Genomic DNA, 15,482 nt, shown 5'->3' with positions numbered 1-15,482 from the left:
CAACGGGCTGGCTGGGTACTGGCTTTGAAGCATTTGGGAGCAGCCGCGAAGACTGCTTATATGCATCGGTTAAAAAACATGACCCTTATTGTCAACAAATAATTGTCTTACTTTTGTCAGATTATGACTTCCTCACCGCAAGTGTTTCGAATTGGCAACGATCCGGCACCCTGCGGCTTTAAATGCAACCCTTTCCTGTTCAAATGCGTTGTGAATTCGAACCCCTGCCGCCTCCGGCAGAACCGGAGACCATCCATGCCTCTTCGATTCCTCGCCTCCCTCCTGTCGATCCTCCTTTTGGCGGGCGCCGGCCTTCCTGAAAACGCTCCCGTTCCGGAGAGCAAGCCGGTCACGGCTGAACCCGACCAGGATGCGAAGGTTGCAACCCCGCAGGAAAAACCAGACGTGAAACCCGAGGTAATACCAGCGGTCAAACCGGAGGAAAAGCCGCAAGCAAAGAAAGACGAGAAGGCGCCAGCCGGTGAGGAAAACCCTGTGGACCCAAAGCCCGCGACGGTTCAACCGGCGCCGGAACCAGAGCCCGTGCTGACCATCGAGCCCGAAGACGAGAACGAACATTCAGCTTGCCTTGCCGACCTGAAAGCCATCGGCGCCATCTTCAAGGAAGAGCCGCGGATCGACGACGGCAAGGGTTGCGGCATCGACAAACCGTTGACGCTGTCGATCGTACTTCCAGGGATCGCCTTGAAGCCAGAGGGCAAGATGCGGTGCGAAACGGCGTTGGAACTGGCGCGATGGACCAAGGATGCGGTTCTGCCCGCAGCCAAGGTTGCGCTCGAAAGCGAGGGAGAGCTCACCACCATCAACCAGGCATCCAGCTATATCTGCCGCCTGCGCAACAACGCCAAGACCGGAAAGATTTCCGAACACGCGCGCGGCAACGCCATCGACATCGCTTCCTTCACCTTCAAGAACGGAAAATCGATCGAGATCCAGCCGCGCGACGAGGATTCGACATTGGCCGGGGCTTTCCAGCGTGCCGTAACGGCGACCGGCTGCCTGTATTTCGAAACCGTGCTCGATCCCGGCAGCGACGAAGCCCACGAAAACCATCTGCATTTCGACGTGATCGAGCGCAAGGGTGGGTACCGTTACTGCCGATAGCGACTCTGATGACGACATGGCCGCAGAAAACTATCTGCAGCATCTTGCCCCAGGCTCGGCCACGTCCCATCTGCTCAGGACATCCGGGCCACTCACGGCTTCCGCTCAAAGGATTTTTCCATGCCCGTCTCCATGTTCAAACTGTCGGTTCCCGTCTTTATTCGCGGCCTCAACGTGCTCGCCGGTCTGCTCGACAAGGCAGAATCTCACGCCGCGCAGAAAAAAATCCCGCTTGACGACCTGTTCAACGCCCGGCTCGCCCCGGATATGCTGCCCCTGTCCGCCCAGATCCAGCGGGTCAGCGATACGTCGAAAAATACCATCGGCCGGCTGACGGGCGTCGCTGCACCCAGTTTTCCCGATGATGAAAAGACGTTTGCCGACCTGCGCGAACGTATCGCCAAGACGATCGCCTATCTGGAGACGGTCAAGCCATCCGATCTGGACGACAGCGATACCAGGGAGATTACCATCACCTTCGGCAAGCTGAGTTTCACCTTTGCCGGCGATGACTATGTGCTGAAATTTGCCCTGCCGAATTTCTTCTTCCACGTCACAACGGCACACGACATCCTGCGCAACCAAGGCGTGGCCGTTGGCAAGATCGACTTCCTCGGCCCCTACGGCTAAGGGTCCGGAACGCCCGCAGGATCTCGACAATCCTGCGGATATCCCGCTAGAAAAGCCCCTCGATAAACCCGTCCGCGTTGAGGAAGATCTTCTCAGACGACGGCACCCGCGGCAGACCCGGCATGGTCATGATCTCGCCGGTGATGACGACGATGAAGCCGGCGCCGGCCGATAGCCGGACCTCGCGCACCGGCACGGTGTGGCCGGTCGGGGCACCGCGCAGGTTCGGGTCGGTCGAAAACGAATACTGGGTCTTGGCCATGCAGATCGGCAGGTGGCCGTAGCCCTGCTTTTCCCATGTGTGCAACTGCTCGCGCACCGACTTGTCGGCGATGACGGCGTCGGCGTGATAGATGTCCTTGGCGATCGTCTCGATCTTCTTAAACAGCGGCATATCATCGGGGTACAGCGGCGAGAACTGCGAGCGGCCGTTCTCCGCCAGCGCGACGACCTTGCGGGCAAGATCCTCAATACCGGCGGAGCCTTCCGCCCAATGCTTGCACAGGATCGCTTCAGTGCCGAGCGTGGCGACGTAATCCTTGATCGCCTTGATCTCGGCTTCCGTATCCAGCGTGAAATGGTTGATCGCCACCACCACGGGTACGCCGAATTTCTTGACGTTCTGGATATGGCGGCCGAGATTGGAGCAGCCCTTCTTGACCGCCTCGACATTCTCCTGGCCAAGATCCTCCTTCTTGACACCGCCATTCATTTTCATCGCCCGGGCTGTCGCTACCAGCACCGCCGCATCCGGCTTCAGCCCCGCCTTGCGGCACTTGATGTCGAAGAATTTTTCCGCCCCGAGATCGGCGCCGAAGCCGGCTTCGGTGACGACGTAATCGGCAAGTTTCAGCGCCGTCGTCGTCGCCACCACCGAATTGCAGCCATGGGCAATGTTGGCGAACGGGCCGCCATGCACGAAGGCAGGGTTGTTCTCCAGCGTCTGGACGATATTCGGCTGCATCGCATCCTTGAGCAGCACGGTCATCGCCCCATCCGCCTTGATGTCGCGGGCGAACACCGGCGTCTTGTCGCGCCGGTAGGCGATGATGATGTCGCCGAGGCGTTTTTCCAGATCCTTCAGATCGGTGGCGAGACACAGGATCGCCATCACTTCCGAAGCGACGGTGATGTCAAACCCGGTTTCCCGCGGAAAGCCGTTGGCAACGCCGCCGAGCGAACCGACGATATGGCGAAGGCCACGGTCGTTCATGTCCATCACCCGGCGCCAGGCGACACGGCGGATGTCGATATTCTGCTCGTTGCCCCAATAGATGTGATTGTCGATCAGCGCCGACAGGAGATTGTGGGCAGAGGTGATGGCGTGGAAATCGCCGGTGAAATGCAGGTTGATGTCTTCCATCGGCACGACCTGCGCATAACCGCCGCCGGCTGCCCCCCCTTTGACACCGAAACAGGGTCCGAGCGACGCCTCGCGGATGCAGACCACCGCCTTCTTGCCGATGCGGTTCAGCCCGTCGCCAAGGCCGACCGTGGTGGTCGTCTTGCCCTCGCCGGCCGGCGTCGGATTGATCGCCGTCACCAGGATCAGCCTTCCGTCTGGACGGCCTTTCTGCTGGGCGATGAATTCGGCGCTGATCTTTGCCTTGTCATGACCGTAGGGAAGCAGATGTTCGGCTGGAATTCCAAGCTTGGCGCCGATCTCGAGGATCGGTTTTTTCGTCGCTGCGCGGGCAATTTCGATATCGGACTTCACGTCGGCCATATGGTGTCTCTCCCGTTCCACCTTTTTCTTGGTCTGAGGGCATATGAGCGTGAACCGAAGACGCTTTCCATCATTTTGTTGGGAAATGACGCCGGGAAACTTAGAAATTCGATGATTTTCTGAAAAACCAAAGAAAAAGACGGAAGAACAGCGTTCTCCCGTCTCCATGATGGAAAAAAGGCTCAGCGCGCCAGGATGTCACGCATTTCGACAAGGTTGGAGCGAACCCTGAGAACGTAGAAGCCGAGTGTTGCCAGATGCGTCGGCATGATCCAGCCATCTTCCTGGCCATTGGAAATGATCAGCGGCTGGATGCGCAGCGCAGCGCGCATCTGCTTGATGCTTTCATTCCAGATCGGCGCCAGGCCGCGCTGGTTGATGACCCCGTCAAAGTCTGCGCCGGTTGCCGACAGGATACCATAATAGCCGTAGAGCTGGCCGTAGGCGAACCAGAACCGGTCATCCGCACGCGTGTCGAACCAGCCGCCATCGTAGTTTTCCGAGCGCTCGCGCAGCATCGCCGACGTGCTGCCGATCGAGCTTGAAACACGGTCCATGAATTCCAGGAAATTGTCGGCGCGCGCATCGAATGTTGCAGCACACGTGGCCAATTGATCGTTGAACGAGCGAAGGTCTACCATGGCCGCGCGATATTGCGTCGGTGTCGGCGTTAGAAAGCCGAAGGGCGACAGGCCGAAATACCAGTTGGTTTCCTCGTATTGCATCTTGCTGCGCACGCTCTGCAGCTGCGGATTGATGCCCGACGTGCCGCGCATGCGCACCAGTGAATCGACCAGTTCGACCGTCGTGCGGCGCACCGCTTCATTGACGCCGCGCTGGAAAGAAGCCTTGTTGTCGAGCCATGGCGTACGGTCCCAATCCATGCCGAACAGACCGGCCTTGTAGAGCACCATCGACGAGATCCAGGCATTCTGGTTGACATTGTAGTCGATGAGATCGGCGGTGACATCGACGATAGCAGAGCGCTCGCAGGCATTGGCTGGCGCCGTCTGGCCGGCAGCGGCCTTGACAGGCAGGCCGGCGTCATTCTTGCGCTCGGCAAGATTATACCGGTTTGGATAGTCCGGATCGAAATTGGTCCAGACCTGGGTCTGCCAGATGAAATAGCCATAGAGCGCGACGAGCAGCAGCAGACCAAGGCCAATCGGGCCCTTGATGATCCAGGCGCGCCCTCTGTACCAGTTGGCAACGAGCATGAACGGAAAAAGTATCCAGGACACCACCAGGCCAATGCCCCGGCCGATCGCTGCAAACACACGCTGAAAAAACGCAACGATCGGATCAAGCATTCGTATTATCCTCCTTGAGGCCATAAAGGCGTTTTCGGAACGCCACCTTGTCCCTGAGATATGTGCTGGTCAGTGTCGCCACAACATATTCCCTGAACTTTTCGCTGTAATGTTCATAGGCCGCATAAAACCCCTGCTTGTCAAAGACGAAGCGGGAGACGAAATCGCTCGGGCAAAGTTGCGAGATCAGCCGGTTTGTGAGCCATTGGTCTGGATGATTTGGTGCGGCTCGCACCAGCAGAAAGCGGTTTTCCGGAGCAACATCCTGCATCTTGATGCTGCCCGACGCCAAAACTGTACGCAACATCGTCTGCAGGAACGGATAGGTGCCATCCGAGGACACCAGTGCCGAATTGCGGTGTATCCAGGTTTGCAGCCAGATTGCATCGATCGCATTGATATCCGCCGTCGGGTCAGCTTGATTGACCAAACTGCGCAGGGCCATGTCGGCGCGATGCTGATAGAGGCCGCTATCCTGCACCCAGGACGCCTGCGGCAATTGCAGCCGGTTGGTCGAAGCGAGAAAGTCATAGATGCGCTGATGGTCGGACAGGCTGATATAGCCGACCTGCCAAGGTCTCGAACGCCTAAATCCAGGCACCGAGGGGTCGCAGATCACCGTCGTGGTCTTTTCATCCAGAAAGACATAGACGCCACCGAAATGATTGGCCCAGAAGGCATCATGGCGAAACACCAGCTTGTCCGGCACCAAGGCGTTCTCGCGGATATCGCCGGTGACTTTTGCCAGCTCGACCATCCGGTTGAGCAGCGCATCGTCGGCCCAGGCTGTCGGAACCGTCTTCAGCCGATCGACGAGCGAGCGCAGTTCGGCCGCCTTGCCGAGCATGTCTTCGGCCGACAAAACGCGAAACCGCACTTCGTTGATCGACAAAAGGTCGTCGATATCGTTGACGACTGACACGGAATCTTCGATTTCGCCGTAAAGGGCATCCTTGATCGTCACCGCATTGATCGCACGCCTGTTGGCGCCGAAAAACTCGTGCATCAAGCCGGCGGTGTTGGAAAAGCTGGTATGAACCACCGGCAGTTCTTCCTGATCCGGCGTCATGATGATGAAGCGGCGGTTGACGCGGTTGGGATCGAGATAGTCGCGGTCGCCAAGCTCGTCGGCGATTTCCGGCGAAAACCCGGTCATGTCGATCTGGAAGGACGGCAGCGCCGTCGGGCGCAAGCCAAAACCCTGCAGTGCCTTGTTGTAACGCGCAATCAGATGCGGCTCGGAAATCTCGAGCAGGCGTCCATAGATCAGTTCGGCTTCGAGGAGGAGTTTCATGCAGTTCCGCTTATCATTGGTAGGTCACTTGTAAACCTTGCTTCGATGTCCGACCTCCACCACGAGAACAACAAGTTGCTTGTCGCGCAATTCACAAACAATACGGTAGTCGCCTACGCGGTATCGCCACAGATGGCCAAATTCACTTCCCGTCAAACCACGACCAATGAGACGAGGGCTGTCGAGAGAAGCGACTTTGCCGCGTAAATATGCGCGTATTCGCTTTGCCTCGGGTCGCCCCAGTTTCTCAAGTTGCCGGACAGCATCATCGGTTAGTTCAATCGTCCAGCCCAAGTCTACGCTCCACCTCCTCAAGTGTTTGAGTACCCATCTCGCCCCGCTTTAATTTTCCAAGTGCCTGCTCGGCGAGATAGATATCCTCGAGATCCTCAAGATGCTGCTCGATCGCCTCACGAATATAGTAAGTCGCGGTGCGACCTGTACGTTCAGCGAGAGTCTGAAGCCGTTCGTAAGTTTCGTCGGGGAGCCGAATTGCTGTCTGACGTGTCATTTTTCAACCTCAATGGGATACGCGTATCCCATCTTAGCATTGTAGGTTTTGACTGACCATGGTCGAGATGTAATATTACCACCGCCCATCGGCCTTCATCGCCTCGATCTCGCGGATCGCCTTCTCCCGCTGGCGTTCGCGGCGGATGATGTCGGTCACGGCCGCATCGTCGGATTTGTCGGTATAGCGGAACTCGCTGTCGGCGTAGCGGTTGATCTCCTGCATGACCATATCGAGCGTGATCGGCCCGCGCAGGGTCTCGATCATGGCTTTCTTTTCGTCATAGGCCTTGTGCATGAAAGCTTCCGGCGTCGCAAACCAGTCGTCGGGCAGGTCCACGTCCATAGCCCGCATCTTGACCGCATCGGTGATGTTCTTGATCGCCCGGCCGGTGAAGCGCGGCTCCGCTTCCTTGATCATGTGCAGATAGGAGCCGACATCGGCCAGCGTCTCGATCTTGCCCTCTTGCTTCTCGTGCCGTTCCCAGACGGCCAGCAGCCCCTCTTCCTTCGGCCGGGAGTGTTCGGCATAGGATTGCGAAACGGCTTTTTTGATCTCCTGACCGGCAAACAGCTGGTGTTCTCCCAGCGGGATCTTGTGGTTCTTGCCGACCAGCATGGCGAAGATATCGATATAATCCCCTTCCGACTGCGGCCCATCGACCAGCCAGCGGGCACCGGCACGCTGGCGCAGCGCATCATCGACATTTTCCGGATAGTTGGAGAACATGCCGAAGGTGCAGTTGCCGCGTATCACCGTCGAGGCACCGGCAAAGCTCTCCATCAGCACCGCCGTCACCTCGTGCTGTCCGGCAGACGCGCGGTCGTCGGAGCGCTTGGCCGCGACCTGATCGACATCGTCGATCGTACCGAAACCAATGGCGCGCGGATTGATGACGTTATTGACGAAGGCCTTGCAGTTCTGGCCGGACTTGCCCTGGTAGGATGAAATCTGGTCGACGCCGAAATTCTCGTAGTGGAAGGCGTAGCCGGCGATCTCGCAATAATCATTGAGCAGACCGGCGAGCATCTGGATGAGGATGGTCTTGCCGGTGCCGGGCATGCCGTCGCCGATGAAGGTGAACAGAAAGCCGCCGAGCTCGACGAACGGGTTCATCTGCCGGTCGAAATCATAGGCCATCAGCATCTTGGCCAGCTTCAGCGCCTGATACTTGGCGATGTGGTTACCGATGATCTCTTCCGGCTTCTTGAAGGTCATCACCAACGGCTTGCGCTTGGCGCCGGGCGCCACGTCGAAACCGTTCAGCGTAAAATCGTCCTGATCGAGACGGATATGAACGTTCTCAAAGCTGGTAAGTCCGGTGAAGCGTGTCTTGCGGCCGATCAAACCCTCGATGGCAAGCCGGGCAAAAGCGCGGGCGCGGCTGGTCAAGGCGCTGTCATCGGGGGCACCGGCAATCGTCTTGTCGAGCGCCGAGATCATGCCCTTCAGCGCATCTTGCGGCGTATCGAAAAGGAAATCCGGCTCCGTTCCGTCTTCCACCGGCTCGCCTTCGCCAGCAAGTGTCGCGCCGATATAGGCCGCGAAGGTGAAAGCGGCGATGTAAGCCGATGCCGACAGAAGCGCCTTGAACTGGCTTGCGTCCTCGCCCGACAGCGGCGCTGTCGCATTGCGCGACTGCAGGCTTTCCAGACTGGTCTGACGCGCAAAAACATCGGCAACCGCCAGCGCCACCTGAATGCCCCGGCGGGAGCGGTAGAGGAGAGCGTGCTGGGCTGGCGAAAACAGCGGATCTGCAGCGCGGATCGATTGAATGGTCTTCGTCAGCTCCACTTCACGCGTGCGGCGCTGACCGCCGGTCGAAACGGTGGAGACAAAGCGGCGCCCGGTTCCGGCCAAAGCCGTGCCTGCGGAAGGATCATCCGCCTCAAGAATAATCAGCCGGGTGACCAGCCCCTGTGCGACCGCCTGATGCTTGGCGATATCGTCTTCGTGCAGCGTCGTCAAGCCCGCGTTCAATGACATTGTCTAGACCTCGCTGATGACCTGGTTTCCGGAAATCACGTGCACCTTGTAATCGCCGAAGATTGTTGCTGCGTCGCCGGCGGCATAGAGCGCCTGATAGGCGTCGTGCGGCACCAGCGCATGTTTCTCGTACGAGCTCACGCCCATGCGGGTCGCCTCGAGATTGTCGGTGTCGATATGGAATTCTTCCGAGGCCGGTGTCGAAGAAAAGAAGCCGCGCTGGGCCGGCCGCTCGGCCTTGGAGAACACCTCCTGCACCGTCCAGGTCAACAGCCAGGCGTTTTCCGCCTTGCGGACCTTGGAGAGGATGTCGTTGATCTTGGCATTGTTCTCGGTAATCCCGGCCGAATAGAACGGTCCGAGCACGATACGCCGCACCTGCTTGGGATGCAGTTCCTCGAAATCCTTGTCGAGATTGGTGGCGATCGTCACCGGCGTCAGCGAATAGGCGCTGTTCTTAAGGGCGAAATCGTCGAAACGGCTGGCGAGATCGGGATTGAGCAGCCCGCCGATCGGCAGCGGTATATCCGTGTCGGGATTGAGCTTGCCGTCCGGCGTCACCAGAAGCTTGACGATCTTTTCCGACGAATCCTCGATGACAGACATATAGACCATCGGCAAGGTGCTGGCGCCATCGAAGGCGCCCCAGCAGACAACGTAATAGGGCCGCTGGGACTTGGGGTTCACACCAACGCGAATGGTCTCGGGCATGATGAAGGGCGAAAAAATATCACCCTTGCCAATCTGTTCGAGATAGAGCCGTTCGGCCATGCGCGACTGCAATTCAGCCGGAAATGTCTTCTGCCGCAGAATGAAATCGGCCATTTCCTGACGCAGCGCATCGGCAACCGGAATTCCGGCAAGCCGCTTTTCCGCCGATTGCCGGTCGTTTTCCAGCTCCAGCACATTCTGGAACACCGGAAAGCCACTTTCAGCCCGCGAGATGCGGAACTGCTCGATAAAGCCGATGCGGTTTTCCCAGCAGGAAAACGATGCCTTCAGCCGCGACAGGTAGGGAATGACGACCTCGCCCACCACCGTATCGCGGTAGAGCGGCGAGTTGCGATCCCCCAGGAAAATCTCCAAACCACCAAGTGCGGCCCGGATCGAGGCGAAATACTGGCCAACGGCCCCTTCGGATGCGGCGTTCATGGTTTCCACCCTCCCCTGGAGGGGGAGGGTCGGAGCGAAGCTCCGGGGTGGGGTGACCTTGCGGCGCCCCTGACGATCACCCCCGCCCGCGCGTTCCGCGCGACCTCCCCCCTCAAGGGGGAGGTATGGACCGCTCTACGGCTATGATAGCCAAGCATATCAACCATTTTGGTGCACGACGGCATCTGGAGCATCACGACTTCACGTAATTCGCCGTATTATGCTTGTCCATGACATCCTTGAATCGCCGTGCAAAGGCATCGTCGGCAAGCTTCTTGCGGCGCTGGATGTCCTGGGTCGAGAGCATGTTCTTCTCGTGCATTTCCAGGAGATCGCCGATGTGGCGCTGCGAAGCAGAGCCGATGCCGGCCATGGTTTCTTCGGCCGCCGTATCGACCTGGCTTCCGAGCGTGTTGATCTTGTGGGCAACATCCTGCTGGGCCGCCGTCTTCAAAGAATCCTCAAGTGCCTTGTAAAGCACGATGCGCTGCTCGGTATCGATGGTCAGCTTGTTGATCAGCGTGTTCTGCGCGGCGATCTGGTTGTTCAGCGAATCGACGAAGGTCTGGAACATCGAGGTGTAACGCTCGTATGTCTGGCTCTCCGCCAGCAGTTCCTGTTCCTTGGCCTGCTTCTCGTTATACTCGGTTGCCAGCACCGAGCGCTCGCCTTCAAGCTGGGTGCGGGAGATCTGGTCGGTCGAGGCGGCGATCCTGTTTTCGATGTCCATCAGCATCGGGTTGAGTTCCTCGATGCGCTTCTGGGTTTCCTGCAGATTGGCAATCGTCGCCTTGCGCCGCTCGATCACCTGCAAAAGGCTTGCCTCGGACGTCTTGTAACGCTGGTCGAGAACGCTCTTCTGTTCCTTCAGGATGCCGACGATGGTGTCGGACTTGGACAGCAGTTCCTGCAGATTGCCCGCAAGCGACATGTTGCGGACGCGGTCGGTGCGCATGCGCTGGGCGCTCTGCTTGGAAAAGATGCCGATGAATTTTTCGTAGCCGGTATAGCTCTTCATGCTCTCGAATTCCGAGCCGAAGGCGTTGGTGGCGTCTTCCAGGCCGATGATCAGGTCGGCAATATTGCCTTCCATAACCTTCTGCTGGTTGATGACATCCTGGATACGGGCATTCTCGATGTCAAAATTGGCATCGCCCAGTTTCGTGTCGGATTTGGCGAACTGGTCGAGCACGACAGCCGACTGGTTCATCTTGCCGCGCATCTGCTCGACGATGCCGCGGGTTTTCTCGATTTCGCTCTCAAAATTCTGAAGTGTCGCCATCGGTTTTTCCCCCTCGTTGCTCCGGTGCAGACGCGCCGCGTAGCCAAATTATTCAGTCGTGACATCAGCTTATATAATGGGAGCGGTAAAATGAAGCACAAGTGGCCAATCCACGGATTTTAAACTGCCAGTCACTTCGAGGGATAACTCAGGCCGCAGATGCGCCGCTATTTGGCCACCGCTGTCTTCAGATAGGCAAGGACATCTGCGATGTCCTGCGGCTTTTTCAGGCCCGGAAAGGACATCTTGGTGCTGGGCACCATCGCCTTGGGGGCCATCAAATATTCCGACAGCCGCTCCTCGTCCCAGACTTTGCCATCTTCACCGAAAGCCGTCATCGCGCTTGAATAGGTGTAACCCGCAAACGTCGCGACCGGGCGGCCGATGACGCCCTGCAGGCTCGGACCGACACGGTTCATCGGTTCGGTCGCCGTGTGACAGGCGCCGCACTTCCTAAAAACCTGTGCGCCCGCCGCAGCGTCGCCGGCGGCATGGGCAAGACTTGTCCCGAGACAGAGGAAAAGGCTGAATGAAACGAAACGCAGAGACAAAGACATGGATGGCTTCCCGGAACGCGGACGCAATGGCGCCATCATGGCACGACGCACCGGACCGGCGATAGCCTGCCTCACGCTTCGTTCATCTTGTCTTCCCAGTGACGGCGGCAATAGACGACGTATTTCTCGTTGCCGCCAACCTCGACTTGCGCGCCTTCGCGCACGATATTGCCGGCCACATCCATCCGCGCCACCATGGTCGCCTTGCGGCCGCAATGGCAGATGGTGCGGACTTCGCGCATCTCGTCGGCAATGGCGAGCAGCGCCATCGAGCCGGGAAACAGCTTGCCCTGGAAGTCCGTGCGTAAACCGTAGGCCATCACCGGAATACCGATCCGGTCGGCGACACGGGCGAGTTGCCAGACCTGATCTTCACCGAGGAACTGAGCTTCATCGACGAAAACGCAGGCGATCGCCTCTTCAGCGTGCAGCCGCTCGACCAGGGCATAAAGGTCGTCGGCATGCGTAAACGCGATACCGTCTTCGCTCAATCCTATGCGCGAGGACACCCGGCCCTGGCCGGCCCGGTCATCAAACGCCGCGATCAGGATCACCGTGCGCATGCCGCGTTCGCGATAATTGTACGACGCCTGCAGGAGCATGGTCGATTTGCCTGCGTTCATCGTGGCGTAGCTGAAATACAGTTTTGCCATGGCGTCCTCTTCTGTATGCTGTCGGTTGTTCATGAACAGACCGGGCGAGGAAGGCCAGAGCGCGAACGCGAAAGTCACAGAAAATCGTCGGCAAGCGCCACAACATTTGGCAATGCGACATCCCGCGTCGCTTTAGGCGGGCGTGTCCGGCGAATGTCCCAATACACTCAGGACAACACCAGGGCGCTTGAATTGGCGGACATTTGGTGATTGGCTAAAATCAAAAGGCAGGGGAATAATCACGATGACCAGACTGACATTGAAATTCATGCTGACCGCGGCCGTATCGCTGGGCGCGCTGACATCCGCCTATGCTGCCGAGCCTGAAAGCTGTGCCACCGTCCGCTTCGCCGATGTCGGCTGGACGGATATCACCGCAACCACCGCGACCGTTTCCTCGATCCTCAAGGGCCTCGGCTATCAGACGGACATCAAGGTCCTGTCCGTTCCGGTCACCTACCAATCCCTAAAGAACAAGGACATCGACGTCTTCCTCGGCAATTGGATGCCGACGCAGGAAGCCGACGTTCGCCCCTTCCTGAACGACAAGTCGGTCGAATCGTTCGGCCCGAACCTGGAAGGCGCCAAGTACACGCTGGCGACGAATGCCAAGGGTGCCGAACTCGGCATCAAGGACTTCAAGGACATTGCCGCTCACAAGGATGAGCTCGAAGGCAAGATCTACGGCATCGAGCCGGGTAACGACGGCAACCGCCTGATCATCGACATGACCGACAAGGACACGTTTAGCCTGAAGGGCTTCGAAGTCGTCGAATCCTCCGAGCAGGGCATGCTGGCGCAGGTCGCCCGCGCTGAAAAGGACGGCAAGCCGGTGATCTTCCTCGGCTGGGAACCTCATCCGATGAATGCCAATTTCAAGCTGACCTACCTCACCGGCGGCGACGACATCTTCGGACCCAATCTGGGCGGCGCCACGATCTTCACCAATGTTCGCGCCGGTTACACGGCGGAGTGCCCGAATGTCGGCAAGCTGATCACCAACCTGAAATTCTCGCTTCCGATGGAAAACGAGATCATGGGCAAGATCTTGAACGACGGCAAGGACCCGGAAGTGGCGGCCAACGAGTGGCTGAAGGCGAACCCGGCGGCGATCGATCCCTGGCTTGCCGGCGTCACCACCAAGGACGGCGCTGAAGGATTGCCTGCCGTAAAGACAGCACTCGGTCTTTGACCGGCTGATCAAGGCGGGGCTCAAACCCCGCCTTTTTTAAGCGCATGTCACGTTTAGGCAGATGTCACGCGCTTCCGCTCCTATCATCGGCTCCAAGAACCAGGCGATTTTCCCGTGGAATGGCTAACCAATCCTGATCGACGCATCCCCATAGGCGGCTGGGCGAAGAGTTTCTTCACCTGGCTGACCACCAATTTCACCGGCTTTTTCGACCAGGTCTCGGCGATCCTGGCCGGTGTCGTGAATGCGATCCTCTGGGTCCTGCAGACGCCGCATCCGCTGATCGTCGTAGCGATCGTCACCGCGCTGTCCTACTGGTTCCGCCGCTCGATAGGCGTCACCCTGTTCACGCTGTTCGGTCTGCTCTTGATCATCAATCTCGGTTACTGGAAGGCAACGACGGAGACGCTGGCGCTGGTTCTGGCGGCCAGCTTCGTTTCGATGGCGGTCGGCATTCCCTTGGGGATCGCCGCTGCCCGGCGCGCCTGGGTCTATGCCGTGATGCGGCCGATCCTCGACCTGATGCAGACCATCCCCACCTTCGTCTACCTGATCCCGGCCCTCGTACTGTTCGGGCTCGGCATGGTTCCGGGTCTGATCGCCACCGTGATCTTCGCCATTCCCGCGCCAATCCGCCTCACCCGGCTCGGCATCATCTCGACCCCGCCTTCGCTGGTCGAAGCGGCCGTTTCCTTCGGCGCGACACCGTCGCAGGTGCTGCGAAAGATCGAGCTGCCCTTCGCCATGCCGCAGATCATGGCCGGCCTTACCCAGACCATCATGCTGTCGCTGTCCATGGTGGTGATTTCGGCGCTGGTCGGTGCTGCCGGTCTCGGCGTTCCGGTCGTGCGGGCGCTGAACACCGTCAACATCGCCATGGGCTTTGAATCCGGCCTCTGTATCGTCATCCTCGCGATCATTCTCGACCGCCTGTTCCGTTCGTCCGATGAAGGAGAAGGCGCATGACCGATGCCGTGATTTTCAAGAATGTCGACATCATCTTCGGCAACAAGCCGGAAACCGCCATCGCCATGGTCGATCAGGGCAAGACCCGCGACGAAATCGGGGCGGCGACAGGTCTGGTGCTTGGCGTCGCCGATGCATCGCTGACCATTACCGAGGGCGAAATTCTCGTCTTGATGGGATTGTCGGGCTCGGGCAAATCCACCCTTCTGCGCGCCGTCAATGGGCTGGCGCCGGTGGTGCGCGGCGAAGTCCAGGTCAAGACCCGCCACGGCAACATCAATCCGTACAAGACATCAGCCAAGTCGCTGCGCGACTTCCGCATGCACGATGTCTCGATGGTGTTCCAGCAGTTCGCGCTTTTACCCTGGCGCACGGTGGAGGACAATGTCGGTTTCGGGCTGGAACTCGCCGGTGTGCCGGACAAGGAGCGTAAGGACCGCGTTGCCGAACAGCTGGAACTGGTCAACCTGACGAAATGGGCAGGACGCCAGGTCAAGGAGCTTTCCGGCGGCATGCAGCAGCGTGTCGGCTTGGCCCGCGCCTTTGCCACCGGTGCGCCGATCCTGTTGATGGACGAGCCGTTCTCGGCACTCGATCCGCTGATCCGCACCCGCCTTCAGGACGAACTGCTGGAATTCCAGCGGCGGCTGAAGAAGACCATTCTGTTCGTCAGCCACGATCTCGACGAAGCCTTTCGCATCGGCAACCGCATCGCCATCATGGAAGGCGGCCGGATCATCCAGTGCGGCACCCCACAGGACATCGTCAAGAACCCGGCCAACCAATATGTGGCCGATTTCGTTCAGCACATGAACCCGATCACCATGCTGACGGCGATGGACGTGATGAGCGAGGGCGTTAACCGCAATGACGGTGCCGCCGGCGTTTCGGCAACGGCCAAGCCGACAACACCGCTGATCGACATCCTCGATGCGATGTCGCGTCAGCCCGGCAGCATCGGCGTCGTCGATAACGGCGCCATTATCGGCACGATCAATGCGCAGAACGTCGTGGAAGGCCTGACGAGGCATCGGAACAAAAGTTGACGGTTGCGATCAAGATGTCGTTATAGGGACGCCCGGACGGCAGCATCCGGGC

The 15,482-nt window shown here is 58.9% G+C and carries 15 protein-coding genes; 5 read left to right on the top strand and 10 right to left on the bottom strand.

Going from position 1 to position 15,482, the window contains the following annotated elements; translation table 11 throughout:
- Positions 1–255 precede the first annotated feature (255 nt).
- On the top strand, positions 256–1,125 hold the full coding sequence (locus tag ACP7E6_RS01220; RefSeq protein ID WP_426227170.1) for an extensin family protein: 870 nt from the start codon (positions 256–258) through the stop codon (positions 1,123–1,125).
- 120 nt (positions 1,126–1,245) lie between these two features.
- Positions 1,246–1,755 (top strand): DUF1993 domain-containing protein, encoded by a 510-nt coding sequence (locus tag ACP7E6_RS01215; protein ID WP_426227169.1) that lies wholly within the window; start codon positions 1,246–1,248, stop codon positions 1,753–1,755.
- A 46-nt stretch (positions 1,756–1,801) separates the two neighbouring features.
- On the opposite strand, the gene ACP7E6_RS01210 is transcribed toward ACP7E6_RS01215, so the two are convergent.
- From ACP7E6_RS01210 to ACP7E6_RS01165, 10 genes are all read right to left on the bottom strand, one after another.
- The gene (locus ACP7E6_RS01210) at positions 1,802–3,481 is read right to left on the bottom strand and encodes a formate--tetrahydrofolate ligase (protein ID WP_426227167.1); all 1,680 of its coding nucleotides are present in this window, start codon (positions 3,479–3,481) and stop codon (positions 1,802–1,804) included.
- 182 nt (positions 3,482–3,663) lie between these two features.
- Positions 3,664–4,791: a DUF2333 family protein gene (locus tag ACP7E6_RS01205; protein ID WP_426227165.1), complete on the bottom strand. Its 1,128-nt coding sequence runs from the start codon at positions 4,789–4,791 to the stop codon at positions 3,664–3,666.
- A complete protein-coding gene (locus ACP7E6_RS01200; RefSeq protein WP_426227163.1) occupies positions 4,784–6,085 on the bottom strand; it encodes a DUF6638 family protein in 1,302 nt (433 codons plus the stop codon). The genes ACP7E6_RS01205 and ACP7E6_RS01200 overlap by 8 nt, the downstream gene beginning before the upstream one ends.
- Positions 6,086–6,109: 24 nt before the next feature.
- Complete coding sequence (locus tag ACP7E6_RS01195) at positions 6,110–6,379, bottom strand: type II toxin-antitoxin system RelE family toxin (protein WP_426227161.1); 270 nt, start codon at positions 6,377–6,379, stop codon at positions 6,110–6,112.
- Entirely contained in the window at positions 6,363–6,596 is a 234-nt protein-coding gene (relB, locus tag ACP7E6_RS01190) for a type II toxin-antitoxin system RelB family antitoxin (RefSeq protein WP_426227159.1), read from the bottom strand. Before relB ends, ACP7E6_RS01195 begins: the two co-directional genes overlap by 17 nt.
- A 75-nt stretch (positions 6,597–6,671) precedes the next feature.
- Positions 6,672–8,582, bottom strand: a complete 1,911-nt coding sequence (locus tag ACP7E6_RS01185) for an AAA family ATPase (protein WP_426227157.1) — start codon at positions 8,580–8,582, stop codon at positions 6,672–6,674.
- A gap of 3 nt (positions 8,583–8,585) precedes the next feature.
- A complete protein-coding gene (locus ACP7E6_RS01180; protein ID WP_426227155.1) occupies positions 8,586–9,734 on the bottom strand; it encodes a hypothetical protein in 1,149 nt (382 codons plus the stop codon).
- Positions 9,735–9,927: 193 nt separating this feature from the next.
- The gene (locus ACP7E6_RS01175) at positions 9,928–11,016 is read right to left on the bottom strand and encodes a hypothetical protein (protein WP_426227153.1); all 1,089 of its coding nucleotides are present in this window, start codon (positions 11,014–11,016) and stop codon (positions 9,928–9,930) included.
- Between the two features lie 167 nt (positions 11,017–11,183).
- Positions 11,184–11,573: a c-type cytochrome gene (locus ACP7E6_RS01170; protein ID WP_426227152.1), complete on the bottom strand. Its 390-nt coding sequence runs from the start codon at positions 11,571–11,573 to the stop codon at positions 11,184–11,186.
- A 71-nt stretch (positions 11,574–11,644) separates the two neighbouring features.
- Positions 11,645–12,226, bottom strand: a complete 582-nt coding sequence (locus ACP7E6_RS01165) for a thymidine kinase (protein WP_426227150.1) — start codon at positions 12,224–12,226, stop codon at positions 11,645–11,647.
- Positions 12,227–12,470: 244 nt separating this feature from the next.
- On the opposite strand from ACP7E6_RS01165, the gene ACP7E6_RS01160 reads away from it, so the two are divergent.
- The 3 genes from ACP7E6_RS01160 (at position 12,471) to choV (ending at position 15,430) form a co-directional block, all read left to right on the top strand.
- On the top strand, positions 12,471–13,418 hold the full coding sequence (locus tag ACP7E6_RS01160; protein WP_426227148.1) for a choline ABC transporter substrate-binding protein: 948 nt from the start codon (positions 12,471–12,473) through the stop codon (positions 13,416–13,418).
- 114 nt (positions 13,419–13,532) lie between these two features.
- Positions 13,533–14,384, top strand: coding sequence for a choline ABC transporter permease subunit (choW, locus tag ACP7E6_RS01155; RefSeq protein ID WP_426227146.1), 852 nt, complete (start codon positions 13,533–13,535; stop codon positions 14,382–14,384).
- Positions 14,381–15,430, top strand: coding sequence for a choline ABC transporter ATP-binding protein (choV, locus tag ACP7E6_RS01150; protein ID WP_426227144.1), 1,050 nt, complete (start codon positions 14,381–14,383; stop codon positions 15,428–15,430). Before choW ends, choV begins: the two co-directional genes overlap by 4 nt.
- Positions 15,431–15,482: the final 52 nt, after the last annotated feature.

Origin of the sequence: Pararhizobium sp. DWP3-4, assembly GCF_049898205.1 — a bacterium.
Classification (GTDB): domain Bacteria; phylum Pseudomonadota; class Alphaproteobacteria; order Rhizobiales; family Rhizobiaceae; genus Pararhizobium.
The sequence above is the reverse complement of the archived record's forward strand: the minus strand, read 5'-3'. Positions and strand labels throughout refer to the sequence as shown.

Coding starts and splice junctions, on each gene's coding strand:
- ACP7E6_RS01165 (WP_426227150.1), bottom strand. CDS start 12,226: ATGGCAAAACTGTATTTCAGCTACGCCACGATGAACGCAGGCAAATCG.
- ACP7E6_RS01180 (WP_426227155.1), bottom strand. CDS start 9,734: ATGAACGCCGCATCCGAAGGGGCCGTTGGCCAGTATTTCGCCTCGATC.
- ACP7E6_RS01160 (WP_426227148.1), top strand. CDS start 12,471: ATGACCAGACTGACATTGAAATTCATGCTGACCGCGGCCGTATCGCTG.
- ACP7E6_RS01175 (WP_426227153.1), bottom strand. CDS start 11,016: ATGGCGACACTTCAGAATTTTGAGAGCGAAATCGAGAAAACCCGCGGC.
- choV (WP_426227144.1), top strand. CDS start 14,381: ATGACCGATGCCGTGATTTTCAAGAATGTCGACATCATCTTCGGCAAC.
- ACP7E6_RS01215 (WP_426227169.1), top strand. CDS start 1,246: ATGCCCGTCTCCATGTTCAAACTGTCGGTTCCCGTCTTTATTCGCGGC.
- ACP7E6_RS01185 (WP_426227157.1), bottom strand. CDS start 8,582: ATGTCATTGAACGCGGGCTTGACGACGCTGCACGAAGACGATATCGCC.
- ACP7E6_RS01205 (WP_426227165.1), bottom strand. CDS start 4,791: ATGCTTGATCCGATCGTTGCGTTTTTTCAGCGTGTGTTTGCAGCGATC.
- ACP7E6_RS01210 (WP_426227167.1), bottom strand. CDS start 3,481: ATGGCCGACGTGAAGTCCGATATCGAAATTGCCCGCGCAGCGACGAAA.
- ACP7E6_RS01220 (WP_426227170.1), top strand. CDS start 256: ATGCCTCTTCGATTCCTCGCCTCCCTCCTGTCGATCCTCCTTTTGGCG.
- ACP7E6_RS01200 (WP_426227163.1), bottom strand. CDS start 6,085: ATGAAACTCCTCCTCGAAGCCGAACTGATCTATGGACGCCTGCTCGAG.
- relB (WP_426227159.1), bottom strand. CDS start 6,596: ATGACACGTCAGACAGCAATTCGGCTCCCCGACGAAACTTACGAACGG.
- ACP7E6_RS01170 (WP_426227152.1), bottom strand. CDS start 11,573: ATGTCTTTGTCTCTGCGTTTCGTTTCATTCAGCCTTTTCCTCTGTCTC.